This is a genomic window from Paenibacillus taichungensis (assembly GCF_047302525.1).
Lineage (GTDB): Bacteria > Bacillota > Bacilli > Paenibacillales > Paenibacillaceae > Paenibacillus > Paenibacillus taichungensis_B.
In genome coordinates, this window is record NZ_CP168020.1 from 1,536,887 (window position 1) to 1,553,626 (window position 16,740).

At 47.2% G+C, this 16,740-nt stretch carries 20 protein-coding genes; 16 read left to right on the plus strand and 4 right to left on the minus strand.

Going from position 1 to position 16,740, the window contains the following annotated elements; translation table 11 throughout:
- Window positions 1-61: 61 nt before the first annotated feature.
- A complete protein-coding gene (locus ACDJ58_RS07190) occupies window positions 62-1,024 on the plus strand; it encodes a glycosyl hydrolase (RefSeq protein ID WP_413376718.1) in 963 nt (320 codons plus the stop codon).
- A 121-nt stretch (window positions 1,025-1,145) separates the two neighbouring features.
- On the opposite strand, the gene ACDJ58_RS07195 is transcribed toward ACDJ58_RS07190, so the two are convergent.
- Window positions 1,146-1,415: a hypothetical protein gene (locus tag ACDJ58_RS07195; protein ID WP_413376720.1), complete on the minus strand. Its 270-nt coding sequence runs from the start codon at window positions 1,413-1,415 to the stop codon at window positions 1,146-1,148.
- A gap of 194 nt (window positions 1,416-1,609) precedes the next feature.
- On the opposite strand from ACDJ58_RS07195, the gene ACDJ58_RS07200 reads away from it, so the two are divergent.
- The gene (locus tag ACDJ58_RS07200; protein WP_413376722.1) at window positions 1,610-2,644 is read left to right on the plus strand and encodes a formylglycine-generating enzyme family protein; all 1,035 of its coding nucleotides are present in this window, start codon (window positions 1,610-1,612) and stop codon (window positions 2,642-2,644) included.
- Window positions 2,645-2,679: 35 nt separating this feature from the next.
- Here ACDJ58_RS07200 and ACDJ58_RS07205 read toward each other — a convergent pair whose 3' ends face one another.
- The 3 genes from ACDJ58_RS07205 to ACDJ58_RS07215 form a co-directional block, all read right to left on the minus strand.
- Window positions 2,680-3,795: an MFS transporter gene (locus tag ACDJ58_RS07205; protein WP_413376724.1), complete on the minus strand. Its 1,116-nt coding sequence runs from the start codon at window positions 3,793-3,795 to the stop codon at window positions 2,680-2,682.
- 79 nt (window positions 3,796-3,874) lie between these two features.
- Window positions 3,875-4,405: a TetR/AcrR family transcriptional regulator gene (locus ACDJ58_RS07210; RefSeq protein ID WP_413376726.1), complete on the minus strand. Its 531-nt coding sequence runs from the start codon at window positions 4,403-4,405 to the stop codon at window positions 3,875-3,877.
- Window positions 4,406-4,481: 76 nt separating this feature from the next.
- On the minus strand, window positions 4,482-5,252 hold the full coding sequence (locus ACDJ58_RS07215; RefSeq protein WP_413376728.1) for a DeoR/GlpR family DNA-binding transcription regulator: 771 nt from the start codon (window positions 5,250-5,252) through the stop codon (window positions 4,482-4,484).
- 260 nt (window positions 5,253-5,512) lie between these two features.
- Here ACDJ58_RS07215 and ACDJ58_RS07220 point away from each other — a divergent pair, with 260 nt between their 5' ends.
- From ACDJ58_RS07220 to ACDJ58_RS07285, 14 genes are all read left to right on the plus strand, one after another.
- Window positions 5,513-6,478: a metallophosphoesterase family protein gene (locus tag ACDJ58_RS07220; RefSeq protein WP_413376730.1), complete on the plus strand. Its 966-nt coding sequence runs from the start codon at window positions 5,513-5,515 to the stop codon at window positions 6,476-6,478.
- 42 nt (window positions 6,479-6,520) lie between these two features.
- Window positions 6,521-7,378: a GRP family sugar transporter gene (locus ACDJ58_RS07225; RefSeq protein WP_413376732.1), complete on the plus strand. Its 858-nt coding sequence runs from the start codon at window positions 6,521-6,523 to the stop codon at window positions 7,376-7,378.
- 78 nt (window positions 7,379-7,456) lie between these two features.
- Window positions 7,457-8,338 carry a glycoside hydrolase family 43 protein gene (locus tag ACDJ58_RS07230; protein ID WP_413379535.1) on the plus strand — a complete coding sequence of 294 codons (882 nt, stop codon included), beginning with the start codon at window positions 7,457-7,459 and terminating at the stop codon, window positions 8,336-8,338.
- Between the two features lie 261 nt (window positions 8,339-8,599).
- Window positions 8,600-9,151, plus strand: a complete 552-nt coding sequence (locus ACDJ58_RS07235; protein WP_413376734.1) for a nucleotidyltransferase family protein — start codon at window positions 8,600-8,602, stop codon at window positions 9,149-9,151.
- Between the two features lie 52 nt (window positions 9,152-9,203).
- On the plus strand, window positions 9,204-9,935 hold the full coding sequence (locus ACDJ58_RS07240) for a YdcF family protein (protein ID WP_413376736.1): 732 nt from the start codon (window positions 9,204-9,206) through the stop codon (window positions 9,933-9,935).
- Between the two features lie 154 nt (window positions 9,936-10,089).
- Window positions 10,090-10,617 carry a hypothetical protein gene (locus tag ACDJ58_RS07245; RefSeq protein WP_413376738.1) on the plus strand — a complete coding sequence of 176 codons (528 nt, stop codon included), beginning with the start codon at window positions 10,090-10,092 and terminating at the stop codon, window positions 10,615-10,617.
- 81 nt (window positions 10,618-10,698) lie between these two features.
- Window positions 10,699-11,580: a TIGR01777 family oxidoreductase gene (locus ACDJ58_RS07250; RefSeq protein ID WP_413376740.1), complete on the plus strand. Its 882-nt coding sequence runs from the start codon at window positions 10,699-10,701 to the stop codon at window positions 11,578-11,580.
- Between the two features lie 234 nt (window positions 11,581-11,814).
- A complete protein-coding gene (locus tag ACDJ58_RS07255) occupies window positions 11,815-12,315 on the plus strand; it encodes a hypothetical protein (protein WP_413376742.1) in 501 nt (166 codons plus the stop codon).
- The gene (locus ACDJ58_RS07260) at window positions 12,312-12,782 is read left to right on the plus strand and encodes a hypothetical protein (protein WP_413376744.1); all 471 of its coding nucleotides are present in this window, start codon (window positions 12,312-12,314) and stop codon (window positions 12,780-12,782) included. Before ACDJ58_RS07255 ends, ACDJ58_RS07260 begins: the two co-directional genes overlap by 4 nt.
- Window positions 12,757-13,545, plus strand: a complete 789-nt coding sequence (locus tag ACDJ58_RS07265; protein ID WP_413376746.1) for an SDR family oxidoreductase — start codon at window positions 12,757-12,759, stop codon at window positions 13,543-13,545. The genes ACDJ58_RS07260 and ACDJ58_RS07265 overlap by 26 nt, the downstream gene beginning before the upstream one ends.
- A 51-nt stretch (window positions 13,546-13,596) precedes the next feature.
- Complete coding sequence (locus ACDJ58_RS07270; protein WP_413376748.1) at window positions 13,597-14,178, plus strand: DJ-1/PfpI family protein; 582 nt, start codon at window positions 13,597-13,599, stop codon at window positions 14,176-14,178.
- A complete protein-coding gene (locus ACDJ58_RS07275) occupies window positions 14,175-14,756 on the plus strand; it encodes an N-acetyltransferase family protein (RefSeq protein WP_413376750.1) in 582 nt (193 codons plus the stop codon). The genes ACDJ58_RS07270 and ACDJ58_RS07275 overlap by 4 nt, the downstream gene beginning before the upstream one ends.
- Window positions 14,753-15,634 (plus strand): serine/threonine protein kinase, encoded by an 882-nt coding sequence (locus ACDJ58_RS07280; protein WP_413376752.1) that lies wholly within the window; start codon window positions 14,753-14,755, stop codon window positions 15,632-15,634. Before ACDJ58_RS07275 ends, ACDJ58_RS07280 begins: the two co-directional genes overlap by 4 nt.
- 237 nt (window positions 15,635-15,871) lie before the next feature.
- Window positions 15,872-16,567 (plus strand): GNAT family N-acetyltransferase, encoded by a 696-nt coding sequence (locus ACDJ58_RS07285; RefSeq protein WP_413376754.1) that lies wholly within the window; start codon window positions 15,872-15,874, stop codon window positions 16,565-16,567.
- The last annotated feature ends 173 nt before the right edge of the window (window positions 16,568-16,740 follow it).

A 16,740-nucleotide genomic window follows, 5' to 3' on the forward strand; every position in this document is an offset into this window, starting at 1 on the left:
AATTCGGGTGTTTTTGATATTTGGGTCGCTATGTACGCTGCCTTGGAATGGGGGATTATCAATGACGGAGCAAAAGATAAGCAGTAATTTAGTGAATAAAGATGCGACTTCCGAGGCTAGAGAACTGATGAAGTACTTGGCGGAGCGTTATGGAAAAGGGGTACTGTCGGGTCAGCAGGATTATGGTAATTTGAACTGGATTAATGAGAATACAGGCCGCAAGCCGGCGGTGATCGGATTCGATCTTATGGATTATTCTCCATCAAGGACAGAACGCGGCGCGATCTCCCAGGAGATTAGGGATGCGATTGCATGGCACCAGCAAGGCGGAATTGTGACATTGTGTTGGCATTGGAATGCACCTACTCATCTTGTGGATGAACCAGGCAAGGAATGGTGGCGCGGTTTCTATACGGATGCTACCACCTACGATCTCGCTTCAGCATTGGCTCATCCTGAATCGCAAGAGTATGCCTTATTGATCCGGGATATCGATGCAATTGCAGTACATCTGCAAGAACTCAAGAATGCTGGGGTGCCTGTATTATTCCGGCCGCTTCATGAAGCGGAAGGAGGCTGGTTCTGGTGGGGAGCCAAAGGACCTGAACCTGCCAAACATTTATACCGCCTGCTGTATGATCAATTGGTCAACAAGTATGAGCTGGGTAATCTGATCTGGGTGTGGAACTCGGAAAAGCCGGAGTGGTATCCGGGTGACGATGTGGTGGATATTGTGAGTGTGGATGTGTATCCAGAAGCTGGCGATCACAGCCCACTAGCTAAACGTCATGAGAATCTGCGTGAACTGGTGAATGACAGCAAAATCATTGCCTTAGCCGAGAACGGCTCCATTCCTGATCCAAAGCAAATGAAAGAGCAAGGTGTACATTGGAGCTGGTTCTGTACCTGGACGGGAGAATTCCTAAAGGGTGGTAATCACAATGCCGTAGCGTATTTGAAGGAAGTATACAATAGCGAAGATGTGATTACGCTGGATCAATTACCGAAGTGGAGTTGGAGATAGGCTATCATTTGAACTTCTACTAACTTAAAAAAGGCGTCAGCAAAGCATAAGAAATTATGCGAATGCTGACGCTTTTTTAGGTTTCGTCTTTTTTGTGAATGGATGAGGTTTGAATAAAGAGCTAACCTGCATTATTGGATAGCATGGTACTGATTTTTGGAAATAAAGTCTCATTGGAAGTAAACAGGATGTAGGATTGATGGTTTGTACGGATTAGAATTGTTTCGGAAGCGCCATACGCTGCGCCGATTCGAACGGCTGAAGGCTCACTTCCACCATATGTATCATCAAGGGTAACTGCTTTAATATCTGAGATGGGAATTTCTATTTTGGAAAGCTGCCAACGGATGATTAGTTTATTCTCTACTTGCTGTACTTTAATGCCTAACATAATATGACCTCCTTTAATGTCTCAGCTAACCATGTAATTCTTCCTCTTCCTAACTAAAATGCGTGTTCAAACTTTCAGCCTTACGTTTTTATCTGGGTGAAGGAATGACAACACCACCGTATCCGAATATTCGCCCAGCCGTGTACAATAGGGAGAACGAGTCTTAAACCTAACCATAGAAGGGGATGCTTGAGATGCATGATCAGCTACCAAAGAAACCTTCTTCCTGCTGCTGCGCTGTAAGCCGAGACGGTAAGCTGGAGGAAAAGAGTCTGCCAGAGGAAACGGCTGCATCGGTAGAGGCTGTTGAGGACAAGCCATCCAGTCATACCAGTTATAAAGCTGATTTCAAGATAGCTCTAACCAATAGAGCAGAGAAGAAAGAAAGCATTCGTATTGAAGGTGGACGTTTCCTGATGGGCACGAATGACCCAGAAGCTTTTGCCGCGGATGGAGAAGGCCCCGTCAGAGAAGTTCAGGTGAACTCCTTTTATCTGGATGCCTGTACGGTAACCAATGCGGAGTTTGCACGGTTTGTGCGTGAGACTGGGGATCGGACTGAGGCGGAGCGGTTTGGCTGGTCTTTTGTTTTTCATCTGTTCGTTTCTCCGCAAACGGCGGCTCAAGTTCGAACCGTGGTACAACAGACGCCCTGGTGGTGGGTTGTTGAAGGTGCAGATTGGGCTCATCCCGAAGGACCCGATTCTGATGTTAAAGATCGCTCTGATCATCCGGTTCTTCATATCTCATGGAATGATGCCAATGCCTATTGCCGCTGGGCGGGTAAACGTCTGCCCACAGAAGCCGAATGGGAATACGCAGCCCGGGGTGGCCTGATTCAGAAGAAATATCCTTGGGGCGATACGTTAAGGCCGGAGGGGCAGCACTATTGCAACATCTGGCAGGGTGTATTTCCAACGAAAAATAATGCAGCCGACGGTTATGCAGGTACAGCTCCATCCCAATCGTTTCCTCCCAATGCATACGGACTTTATAATATGTCAGGCAATGTATGGGAATGGTGCGCAGACAACTACACTACGGATCACGAGAAGGTTACGGCTGCTGACATGGAATTATCTCCTTATGAAGAACGCAAGGTGTTAAAAGGCGGTTCCTATCTATGCCACCGTTCCTACTGCAATCGCTATAGAGTGGCGGCGAGAATCCCCAACACGCCTGATACATCTACTGGGCATATTGGTTTCAGATGCGCAGCGGATGTATAGTCTCTGGTCTGCTTGTTTGTAGAATAAGACACTGGCTATTTCACCCGAATAAATAATCCGAATAGACCCAGTACGGCAAAGGCCAGAAATGCTGTGGTATTAGAGAATATTTCAATGGTGTAACCCGCTATGGATGAACCTAGGAACTGGCCCGCACCGAGCGCGAGAAAAGCAAGGCTGATCCCGATGGACGTATTTGGACGAAATAGCCGGGTCGCCCACACGATGAATACACTGGTCAGAAAAATATAGGTACTGCCAAACATAACGGCTGAGACCAGGCTGGCGGCCATCGATGGAAGAAGGATAACGCCAAGTGAAACAGACAAGAGCAGAAGGCCTATTCGATAGGACCATCCAAATCCGATGCGTTCAATAATCCGGCCAGCACATCCGCCGAGAATCCCCATAATCCCCATTACAATCCAGAACAGTACGGCTTCCGAATCGGAGGCCCCTTTTTCGTCTGTGAGGAAGTTACGGGCAAAGGTCCAATAGATCGCAGAACTGATGCCTGTCAGAAGGGTGGCCATGAGCAGAGCGACACCCGGTCTGGTCGGCTTCATACATGTCCAGAGGGACTTGGTACAAGGCTCTGTTTTGCGTGGGGAAAGAACGCGACTATTCCACAGCACCACCACAACACCGAGAACAGCGAAGAAGATGTAGGTCAAACGCCAATACTCGGTGAATAGCCAGTAGATCGGACCAGATACGATAATGCCAAAGCTGGTACCTGTATTAATCCAGCTATTCCCCCTGGCTTGCTGATCAGGCGCAAGCTCAGCATAGACGGTGTTACCCAATGCAGGAGAGGCTAAGCCTGTACTTAATCCGGCAAGAAATACGCCTAGTGTGAGAACAAACACGTTTGGAGACAAGGCAATGCCCAATAAACCGAGCACAGCAATAACACCCGCCATTTGAATGACATGATAGTGCCCGATGCGATTAATTAACAGTGGAGCACTAAGTAGAGAAAGGCAATAAGCAATGTAGGTTGCGGAATTGATTGCTCCGGATTGGGCATCGTCCAGTTGGAGTGCTTCTGAGATCTCCGGCATAAACAGCCCATAGCTGAATCTCCCGAATGCATAACATACAGCGATAAGGGCAATCCCTGGGAAAATAATTTTTTTCAACAAATCCACCGCCTTTTAGATAGAACGATCATTATATTTTCTTTGAAATAAAAAAGTGAGTTGAACTAATAACTCACCCGGTGTGGGACTATTTGAAACTATTCTGCGTCATGTGAATGAGTTCCCGACATACGTTATTTACATTTTCTGTCTCAGCGAGTGCGGTGGAACCCTCCAGCAGCAGGTTAAATTGCAGCACTGCACGGTCGCTTGCGGCAGGATCAAGATTTTTGATCAAGGTTATCACATGTTTCTTATGCGCATTAACAGTTTGTACAATGACGTTGTCTGTATCTCCGCCAAATTCCTCCTTGGCACGCAAAAACAAACATCCTCTCGACTCATGCTCCATCAACCAGCCTGCATGTCCTTCCGCCAGATTGAGGAATACGGGCTGCGCTTTGTTGTCGGCATACTGCCGCAGCTGCTCCAGATAGCGCTGTTCACGCCGCCGAAGTACTTCTACAATGAGATCATCCTTGGAGTCGAAGTGATTATATAACGTCATGATGGCAATTCCGGCATCCTTGATGATTCGCTTCAAGCCGATAGAATGAAAGCCGTGCATGTAGAACAATTCCTCAGCCACGTTCAACAGCATTTCCTTTTTGCTGCTCATAAGGAGTAATACGCTCCTTTCAGAATAAGATAGAACGATCATTATACTTCTAAAATATAGAAAATGGCTCACATTGTCAAATGCTGTGAACCATTTCGATTTCCATTTGGTGAAGAGCCTTTACCCATTCTGTGGGACATCCAGAATCTGTGATCACCATGGATATTTGATTTATAGATGCAATCTGGGCGAAGGTTGAACGTCCAAACTTGGTATGATCAGCTACCAAAATGGCTTCCTCCGCACGCTCCATCATTTTGCGGGAGATGAGGGCCTCTTCCAGCACATAATCTGTGATCCCATCTGTTAACGAAACGCCGCCTGCTGAGATGAAAGCCTTGTTGACTTTGAATTGACTCAGCAATTCATGAGCAATGGGTCCAGTAGAGGCTTGTACGACTGGAGTGACTTCTCCTCCGGCGAAAATGATTTTGCCTGAAAATTCCTCCAGTGCACAGGTAAGAATGGGAACGGAGTTGGTAATGACAGTCACTTGAGACCGATGTCGCAACTGCCGCATAATCTCCAGCGTAGTTGTACCATTGTCCAGCATTACGGTCTCTCCATCTTCAATCAGAGAGGCGGCTGCCACGCCAATGGCCTGCTTTTCGTTCAGTTGAAGCTGCGCACGCTTTTGAAAAGGGGCTTCAATCATGCCTGAGCGTACACGTACAGCGCCTCCGTATACTTTGCGCAATTCGCCTTCCTTTTCAAGTCGATCCAGATCCCGCCGAATCGTTTCCGTGGATACCTGAAACAGATCCGCCAGAACCTGTACCTGAACCTTGCCCTGGGTCGCAAGCTGTATAAGAATGGTGTGTCTGCGTTCTTCATACGTTAAAGACATGGGTTGTACCTCCTGAAGTTTCGATCTAAGTTCTATATATTTTAGATTTGTGAGATGGTGTGGATTGTTGTTGTTTTAATAGTTTAAGTTGGAGAGAAGACCTTGTCAATTTTGAATGCTAATGAGGAATAAATTCTGTTCTTAATATGTATTGACAGTAATATGATGTGACGATAAGATCATATAAAACAACGAGAAACCACAACAAACAACATTTAAATTTTAATCCATAGTACATGGATCATCAGGGAGGAAAAAGGGTGAAACGTCAGCTTGCTTTTAAAGAAAATGGAACATTCAAAATCGTGCAGTTTACAGATCTACACTGGAAGGACGGGCGGCCTGAAGATTTTCGGACCCGGCAATTAATGAAAACGGTCATTGAAGCGGAACAACCCGATCTGGTTGTCTTTACAGGTGATGTCATCTACACGGGACCGGTTGATCCTGGCAATAAGGAATGTGAACACCCGGAGCAGGCATTCCGTGATGCTGTGTCGGTGGTGGAAGAGCGTGGTATTCCGTGGGCTTTTGTGTATGGCAATCATGATACAGAGAATCGGATTACCCCCAATGGATTAATGGATGTGGTTCAGGAGCATGCGCATACCGTGACGGAACCTGGGCCGCGTGAGATTGCGGGACTAGGCAATTACACACTGGAGATTGACGGAGCGGATGGCCGTCCGGCGGCAGTGTTGTATTTGCTCGATTCAGGGAACTATTCCCAGTTCGAGTCGATTCCCGGTTATGGCTGGATTCAGCCCAATCAGATCCAGTGGCTGATGTCTGAATCCACACGCGTCAATCCCGGCCGCAGCCGCGGGGATAAGCTCCCAGCCCTGGCGTTTTTCCATATCCCGATTCCTGAATATCAGTCCATGTGGGACACACAGATCTGTTACGGCAGCAAATACGAACCTGTCTGCTCTGCCCAAGTGAACTCGGGTCTGTTCTCTGCACTGCTGGAGATGGGCGATGTGATGGGGACCTTTTGCGGACATGATCATGTGAATGATTTTCAGGGGACTTACCACGGCATTCGTCTCTGCTACGGGCGTTCGAGCGGGCACAGTACATATGGAAGGGAAGGTATGCTGCGCGGAGGACGGGTTATTCAATTGCAGGCGGGACAACGCAGCTTTGATACTTGGATTCGTCTGGAAGACGGATCGGTCGTGAAGGAACAGCCAGAACATCAACCTGAGAGCACTTCCGCACATTAGAGAATATAGAAGAGCAAGGGATTAGAGAGGAACGTTTTGATTATGATTTTACCTATAGTTCTGGTGCTCGCTTCCGGGATGGCTCACGCTGTCTGGAGTATGTTCACCAAACGCAGTTTAAACAAAAGCGTGTTTTTATGGTCCATCATGATGATTCCAACCGTAATATTGCTGCCTGTGCTTATCGTGGAATTGGTACGGGAACCTTTAACCATGCCAGCCTATGCACTACTCGTGTTATCAATGGCGCTGCAAGCCTTGTATTCCTGGCTACTATCGCAGACGTATGAATTGGGCGATTTGTCGCAGATTTATCCGATTATGCGGGGAACGAGCACCTTGTTGGTGCCATTGATCGGTGTTGCTTTTCTGGGGGAAACGTTATCCATGTTCGGCTGGCTTGGTATTGCCTGCATGATTGTAGGATTTACGGTGCTCAGTGGTGTGGGAAGCAGAGACGGCAAATCTGGATCAAGGGTAACAGGATCAAAGCCGGTTCTGATGGCCTTATGTGTCGGGTTATGTACAACCAGTTATGTGTTCGTGGACAAATTGAATTTAGAGCATATTTCACCCCTGTCGTTACTTGAAGTGACGAACATTGGCTTTGTTGCCGGATTGACTCCGGCGCTGCTCGCTTCCCGCCAACTGCGTCAGGAGTGGAAGAAGAACCGATCAACCATTATGCTGGGAGCGCTGCTGAATCCGGGCTCATACTTGTTATTTCTGTTCGCATTGCAGCAGGCGCCAATGGCTAGACTGGGCCCACTTCGGGAAGTAGGGACAGTATTCGCGGCCTTCCTCGGTATTTTGTTACTGAAAGAACAGCAGGGGAAGAAGCGGATTCTCTGTTCCATCGTTATTTTTGGCGGCATATTGCTGATTGGTATGTGGGGTTAATGGAATTCCAGTATTTGGGGATATGGTGTATACTCATGGTTAATGAACCGCTTTCATGAGGAGGATGAACCGTTGAACGTGCACCGCTTGGAAGATATTCATTTTCGTGATCCCTACATACTGGCTATACTATCGCGCAAGAAATATTATTTATACGGCTCTATCGGGCAAAATGTGTGGAATGGCCCAGCCATCGGGTTTGATGTCTATGAGAGCGAAGACCTGATCCATTGGAGCGGTCCTTCCCCATGCTTCCGTGCACCTGCGGCCTTCTGGTCCGATCACCACTATTGGGCCCCGGAAGTCTATGAATGGGAAGGTCGCTTTTATATGTTTGCCAGCTTCAAGGCGGAAGGCATTCCGCGGGTAACAGGTGTATTGGTTGCTGATCAGCCGGAAGGACCTTTTGAATTGTGGTGTCGCTCCCTTACGCCTCCCGATTGGGAATGCCTGGACGGTACATTGTATGTGGACGATCAGGGTGATCCGTGGATGATCTTTTGCAAGGAATGGGTGCAGGTGGAGGATGGTGAGATGTACGCGGTACGTCTGAAACCGGATCTGAAAGGAACGATAGGCAAACCTGATCTGTTATTCAAAGCTTCCGAAGCGCCATGGTCTGTTGGAGGTGGAGAACAGCAAAACCGTTATGTCACGGATGGTCCGTTTCTATATCGCATGCAAAATGATGAACTCGTCATGATGTGGTCCACATCCGGTCAAGACGGTTATACACTGGGGCTGGCCCGCTCAGTGTCCGGCAAACCGCAAGGTCCATGGAAGCAGGATGACAAGCCATTGTTCGCCAATAATGGAGGACATGGGATGCTGTTCCGCACGTTTGAAGGACAACTGTGTCTCACCATTCACGCTCCGAACAATCATCCGAATGAACGACCCGCTATTTTCCGTATGCAGGAGAAGAACGGACAACTGACACTTATGGATAATCACACGTAAAATGCAGAAAATGCAGATCACGTATACGGGAAAGGCATCGGCCTAATCCTTTATTCGATCTCTTCAATTCATCCCCTCAGGGTAAATAATCTTAAGGAACATCTGTTCAGATGAGCCTAGGATGACTGCCTGAGGGGATTTGTTTATTTTATCGCAGGTACTCAAACATGATATATTGGAAGGAGCAGTGTGTCGGTAATGTAAAAGTGAGCAATGATAGCTCTACAATGAAATGGACAGAGTGACGGGGAGAGACGTTATATGCTGCATGAGGAAAAGTTGATTCAGGCGATTACGGAGCATGAACAATTAATGCACGACCTGCGGCGGGTTCGCAGTCTGGATCTGCCTCAGTGTTACATAGGTGCGGGGTATATTCGCAATTACATCTGGGATGTGCTTCATGGCTATCCTCTTCGCGAACTGCACAGCGATATTGATGTGGTTTACTACGATAGGGAAGACAAGCGTGAGGAGCGGGATCTGCTGCTGGAACAACGGCTTCGCGAGCAGACAGGCAATTCCAAGTGGTCGGTGAAAAATCAGGCGAGAATGCATCGGCGCAATGGAAATGAGCCCTATCAATCCACAGAAGATGCTCTTCGATATTGGCCAGAAATCGTCACAGCCATAGGTGTACAGTTGGATGAACAGAATCTGGTGGGTATCTGTGCTCCGCATGGGCTGGAGGATCTGTATGCGTTAATCGTACGCCAAAGTCCGTTTTTCTCGGGTGCAGACTATTATAATCAGCGTGTAGAGAAGAAATGCTGGCAACAACAGTGGCCCAAGCTTACGATCATAAAATCCTGAATCAAGGGCATATGACGGAAGTGAAGGCCCGAGAAGGAGTGTTACTGGATTTATGAAAAAGTTTATACGAGAAAAAGGCCTGATCCTAGATCTTATTTTCATTGCATGTTTTGTGTTCTTCCTTGTTTTCTGGGGCTGGAACTTCGCGGTGAAGTTTTTTGGCATGATCACTGTAGCTTTTATCGTGTTAAGGCGGATTGATTATCAAAAGCATATCCTGCTGAAACGCATTCTGCTTACCGGGTTCGGGATTGCTGCAGTTTCATTTGTTATTATCGAAGCACTTGTGTTTACTCAGCTTAGCGCGAATGATCCGGAAGAAGCAGACTATGTCATTATTCTCGGGTCGGGCATCAAGGGAACAGAATTGTCATTGACTTTGAAACAAAGGCTGGATGCCAGTCTGGACTATATTCGCAGTCATCCTCAGACGCCAGTGATTGTATCCGGCGGGCAGGGGCCGGGGGAATCGATTCCAGAAGCACTCGCCATGAAAAACTACCTTGTTGATCAGGGCATCAGCCCTACACAAGTCATTATGGAAGATCGATCGACGAGCACCCAGGAGAATATGGCTTTTTCCAAAAAAATCATTGATGCATCCGGTCTGGAACATCCCAAAATCATGATTATCACAAGTGATTACCATATGTTCAGATCCAAGTATTTGGCCGCCAAGAACGGTTACGCTGCTGAATACGGCATCTCGGCTCCTTCACCGGGTTATCTGAAACCAATCAATATGATCCGTGAGTATTTTGCAGCGGTTAAAGCGTTTATCTAGTTGCTGTTTGCTTCTCCAATAGGAACACGAAAGGCAACCTATGCTCTCCTGAAAGAGTAAGGTTGCCTTTTTGTCATCGTTAAAGTGATTCAAGGATAACCCGCCAAATCATGATATAATATACGTCATTAATAGAAGAACGATGTAGGAGTGAATGATCATTACAGCATATATGTTACCTGCTCTCTATGAGCAAAAGAAAGTTTCAGCGCATGACATGGAAGAGATTGTACGTCTGTTGGCACATGCACCATTACTATACGATGACGGGCTGACAATTCAAGTTCAGGACTTCATGGAAGGGTTGGAGATCGAGCTTGAGCATGAGCATGAGGTACGGCGCGCAGTAATCGAGTTGTATGAACTGGCTGTGCAAGCATGTCGTCCCTTCTCCGAGCCATCTGCTTATGAGCAGCTTCAGGATGCACTTGGGTTACAGGCCGAACTATGGCAGGAAGAAGTGCTGACGCTTGCCGAATGGATGGAATGGTTGCAGCAGATCGGTAAAGGACAAAGAAAACTGCCTGAATACAATTTTACAGCCATGCTGGGGAATTTGCCTGAAGGGTTCATGATTCATGATTTCCATGATGAGCTTATGTATCAGTTGGAGCAAAACTCAGCGAACGCATGGGCGATCGAAGAACGCAATCGCTTATACGCAGCATTGGGCGCAAATTAAAATCAAACAAAACGGTCGCAGACGGTGTTAGTCCATATAAGCGTACTTGCTTTACCCAGTATGGGGAAATGAGGGGATACCGTGAAAAAGGTTGTGTTGGCGGGTGGAACAGGGTTTGTTGGTCAGGATTTTGCCCAAAGATTCAAGGAGCTTGGTTATGAGGTGCTCATTATCTCACGTCAGCCCGGTCATATTGCCTGGGAGAACCAGGCTGGAATCATACAGGCACTTGAATGTGCAGAATTGCTGATTAACCTGGCCGGAAAATCCGTAAACTGCCGTTACACGGACGAGAACCGTAAAATCATTCTGGAATCCAGAACTCGAACAACCCGCATTTTGGGCGAGTCTATTCTGGCCTGTAGCAACCCTCCTGAACTATGGATTAATTCGAGCACGGCCACAATATACAGACATGCAGAAGATCGTCCCATGACGGAAAAAGAGGGCGAGATTGGCTCCGGATTCTCAGTTGATGTCGCCACGGCGTGGGAAAAGGCTTTTTTTGAATTCAGTCTGCCGTCTACACGTCAGATTGCATTACGGATTGCCATTGTGCTGGGAGAAGGTGGCGTCATGGAGCCACTGACCAATCTGGTCCGCTTTGGGCTGGGTGGATCACAAGGACCTGGAACCCAGCAGTTTAGCTGGATTCATATAGAAGATTTGTTCCGGATGGTGATCTATGTTCAGCAGCATCCGCAACTGGAGGGTGTAATTAATGCTTCCTCTCCGCATCCTGTCACGAACCGCCAGCTTATGGAGAGTCTGAGGCGGCAGATGGGAGTCCGGATTGGACTTCCTTCACCTCGCTGGATGCTGGAACTGGGAGCGCGATTCATCCGGACTGAAACAGAACTGGTTCTCAAAAGCCGTTGGGTGATCCCCGAGAGGCTGGAAAGAGAAGGATTTACATTCAGATATGATACGCTCGATCTTGCACTAGCCGAGATTTTGAAGTAAAGAAATCAATCAACTTGACTGAATAAAAAAAGATAACACAACGGGAGGGGCAGAGATATCTGCCCTTCTGCTGTATTTTCTAAAGCACTTCATCATCACGTCTAGCATAACAGAGATCAGAAGGTTGTTCTGTCATCGGAGTTTTAGTGTAAATATTCATTAGTTGAACTTATATCGATCAGTCAGAAGAAGAGAAAGAGGTAGGTCATATGCAGCTTAGAAGAGTAAGAATTGTTGGAACAGGCAAGTATTTGCCTGAACAGGAAGTCACCGACGAGGAATTGGATCGCCGCTTGCCCTGTAAAGGCAGGGTTTCTGTCCGGGCTGCTGCCAGAGGACTTTGATGCCCGATTATTGCCTGTTACGAAGCAGCCGGAGCGATGGGTGAGAGCGGGTGAGGAGTTCCCTTTTCCCGAGGTATACGATATTTTCGGTGATGGCAGTCTGCTGGGTGTTGAGGTATCGGGTCATGCGGAAGGCATGATGGGAATTTTGCTCAGTACGGAGTCACATGACTATTTTCTGTGCGCGGACGCAGTGCGGTCGAGTCGTGCTTTTCAGGAACAACGCAGACCTCACGCACTCGCTGGAATCATTATGTCGGATCGTCAGGCGTATCGAAGAAATTTTGACAGACTCGTTCAGTTGCATCAGCAGTTTCCAGCGATTCGGATTGTGCCCAGTTATTTCCGCGAGGCTCTGGATGCTTGGGGTTCAAAGGGTGAGGACATATGAGCAATACACTGCGTATTGTCTACCATTATGCACTTGCACGGGGATTGAGAAAATGGAAAACACGAGCGCAGCTTGAACGCTGGCAGGAACGCCAGATCATTCGGCAAGTGGAGCGAGTTCGTAAAAAGTCGCCTTTTTACCGGGAGTGGTGGGGTGATGTTGATGCATCCAACTGGAGAAGCTTTCCGCTAATTGACAAAACGATCATGATGCAGCATTTCGATCGGCTCAACACGGTGGGCATTTCCAAGGGTAACGAAGATAAATCCACTAAATCCACTAAATCCACCAAGGGAAGAGGTGAAGCAGATGACAGAACAGAAGATACAGACAGAGGACGATCATATACAGGGCGAAACAGGTTCAACCGTGGAGAAATCGAAAGAGTTCGACTCAAACGCTCCTATTGCGTTAATTACGGGGACATCGAGTGGGTTCGGTATGCTTACGGCGGTTACGCTGGCTAAACAAGGATATCGTGTTGTGGCAACGATGCGAGATTTGAGTCGGAATGTGGAATTGGCAAGGTTGGCAGAGCAGGCGGGTATCTCGGATCGGTTACAGTATATTCGGCTGGATGTGACGGATGCTGATTCGGTGCAGGAGGCTGTTCAGACGGTACTTCAAAACAATGGGCGGATCGATATGCTGGTGAACAATGCAGGATTTGCACTTGGCGGATTTATTGAGGAAGTATCCATGGATGATTGGCGTCGGCAAATGGAAACGAATCTGTTCGGCTTGATTGCCGTTACACGTGCGGTCCTGCCTGTCATGCGTGAGCAAAAGCAGGGATTAATCATCAACTTGTCTAGCGTCAGTGGATTGTCCGGTTTTCCAGGTTATGCGCCGTATGCTGCATCCAAATTCGCCGTGGAAGGTTTCACGGAAAGTTTGCGTCATGAGATGTCTTCGTTAGGCGTCCGGGTTGTGCTGGTAGAGCCAGGTGCTTATCGCACACCCATATGGAGTAAAGGCTTGGGTGAAATTCACAGAAGCGATCAATCTCCCTATAAAGATAAGCTGGACGCGGTTCTTCGTTATTCCCAGCATGCTGGAGAGACTGCGCCTGATCCGCAGGAAGTGGCCGATCTGATTGCTCGCATTGCACGGATGCGTGCACCAAGGCTTCGTTATGCGCTGGGTAAAGGATCACGTTTGCTTATCATCGGCAAATTGCTGCTTCCATGGAAATGGCTGGAGTGGATTATTGCGCATGGATTGAAATAGAATCAGCTACGAAACTCAATCACGAAATAAAAAATAATGGAGGGCTTTTATATGAAAATCGCTTTTGTTTTGTTTGATGGTTTGACTTTCCTTGATTTTGCAGGATTTTATGATGTGATCAATCGGTTGAATTTCTTTGAACAAACCAAAGGCACGGCGTGGGAAACATGTGCGATGACAGATCAGGTTACGGACGAATCAGGCCTAACGTTGAAGGTGGACCGGGTGAAGCCTGATTTGGCGGAATATGATCTCGTTTTTGTGCCTGGTGGTATGGGAACACGTAAGCTTCGATTCGATGAGGCTTTTGTGGGCTGGCTGAGACAGGCCGAGAATGTTCCACTAAAGGTATCCGTGTGCACAGGCTCTCTGCTGATGGGTGCGGCTGGGTTTTTAACAGGTAAAAAAGCAACAACGCATCCCAATGTGTATGAACTGCTTGAGCCATATGTTGCCGAGGTAATTCAAACCCGGATTGTGAAAGACGGAAATGTGATTACAGCCGGCGGGGTAGCGACGTCCATTGATCTTGGGGTCTATGTTGTAGGTTTGCTTGCAGGCCAGGAAGCCGCAGATAATGTAAAGCTCCAGATCGATTATCCTTATGACATGCAGGGAGTGGTTGAAGCATGAATGAAGGTCAGAAGGAGAACGTGTTCATCCTTCGCAATATACGCAGAGATGAGGCAGAGAAATATTGGCCTTTGCGGCTGGAAGCGCTGAAAAATCATCCGGAAGCCTTCGGGGCTTCATTTGAAATGTCGATTCAGCTTCCCATGAGTGAAGTGCAGGAACGCATACATACCGAACCCGATGATTACATCCTGGGTGCATATACAGAAGAAGGTATCCTCGCAGGAACGATGGGATTCAAAAGAGAACAGGGACTTAAGCTGAGGCACAAAGGATACATCTGGGGAGTCTATGTCTCACCGTCTTATCGTGGATGTGGACTTGCTTCCCGATTGCTCCGCGAAGTGCTGGATCGAGGCAGGCAACTGGAAGGCATAGAGCAAATCAATCTTAGTGTAGTTACAACGAACGAGTCAGCCCGACGATTGTATGAGCGGTATGGGTTTGAAACCTATGGCATTGAGCGTAATGCGCTGGTCGTTCAGGGAAAAGCCTACGATGAAGCGCATATGACGTACTTTTATGCTGAGCGTTTGAATGTGAGCGATGAGCATGTTGAAGCGGGTGATGACATATGACGGACACGGTTCAGCTTGAACTTGACGGCATTTCTTTTGAGTTAAAAGAACCTCATTCATTCGAGTGGATCGCGCGCCTGGGTACCGTATTTCGTGTGTTTGATCAGCAGGATTCCGGTAATTTGTCCTTTGGTGTTCTGGGTCGGGACGGAGAGCGGAAATTCGTGAAATATGCTGGAGCACGCACGATACATGCGAGTAGTATAGGGGCGCCAGCCGAAGCGATTAATTATTTGAAATCATCTGTTTCAATATACGAAGATTTGGCACATGACACATTGATTCATTTAAAAGACCATTTTGCAACGGAACATGGGTACGCCTGTGTATTCGATTGGGTGGAAGGAGAATGTCTACATTCCCATTGGGATTTTCCACCACCAGCCAAGTATGATGACCCTCGTTCCCCCTATTATCGATTCAGACAGCTTCCGGTAAAGACGCGTATTCACGCGATGGAGCAGATTTTGGATTTTCATATCGAAGTGCAGCGGAGAGGGTATGTGGCCGTTGATTTTTACGATGGCAGTCTGATCTATGATTTTGACAAGCAAACGATGAAAATATGCGATATTGATTTGTATCGAAAGGACTCTTTCACGAATACGATGGGACGGATGTGGGGATCATCCCGGTTTATGTCTCCTGAGGAATTAGAGTTGGGTGCGCCAATGGATGGAGTCACGAATGTGTTCAACATGGGAGCGATGGCTTTCTCACTGCTGGGTGGAGAGTTGGATCGTTCATATGCCAGATGGGATGCGGGAGAAGCGTTGTACCAGGTGGTTATTCGTGCGGTAGACCCTGAGCGAGCGAATCGCTATGCGACAGTTGCTGAATTAGGTGTTGCATGGAAAAAAGCCGTGCTGCAGTTTTAAATAAACTATATTGGATCATTGTCTAGACTTTAAAATCCTCTCGTATATTTCGTATTCGCAATTGTGCACATTGGATTCGTATCTGCACGGAATATACCGTATAATGGAAATTAATGAGGGGGTATAGACCATGTGCAAATATACGATATCAGGATTAATAACTGATTTTCTGAAGCAGCATGACGCTGGAAAAAGAAGTATAGGCCAACCATTATTGCAGAGGTTCATTCCGTAATTATGAATCCCATTTCAAACCTTTCACCCATGGATATGATGAAAATTCAAGCAGATACATTGTATACGATGGATAATCAGAAGCGTCTGTTAAATATTAATGAACCGGATGGTGGGCAGGCTCCAGCCTTATTTGTTGGGATAACCTCTGTTGGGCAATGCTCCTATTATCATGAGCAGTTGCCGTTCACTCTGATTGAGGAGTTAGGCTGTGACACTGAGCTTCCGCTCGATATTACGAAGCTGATTCGGAGAGTGGAGACTTTTAAGCCAGTGAAGAGTGTATGGATGGGCCCGGCCTATGCATTTCCCGAGAAGTGCGGCGGATGGCATCCAAATGTTCAGCTTATAGAGAGTCATCGTACTTTTTTGCTGGAAGAGCATTTTCCTGATTTAATAGAGCGTCTGCATGAAAAAATGCCCGTTGCCGCTTATGTTATTGAGAATTCGGCTGTCGCTGTATGTTGTTCAGCCCGTGTATCCCAACAGGGTGCTGAGGCAAGTCTCAATACGGCGCCTAATTTCAGAGGACAGGGTTATGCAGCAGAGGCTGTAAATTGCTGGCAGTATCATGTTAAAGAGAGCGGGCGGATTCCAATCTATAGTACATCGTGGGATAATATAGCTTCGCAAACTGTTGCCCGGAAGTTGGGACTAATTCAGTTTGGTGTGGATTTCAGCATCACGACTTCGTCATAAAAGGATAAATTCATTTATGTTAATGAAGTGCATCAATCCGCTGCGTTGAAACCTGGAATCAAAAGTTGGTGTTGCAGAAATGATTAGGACACTTTTATACAAAAAAACCTGCAATATGTCATTGTAGCGCATATCCGTATCTATCGGGATGAGTATAATTATGATCATAGCTT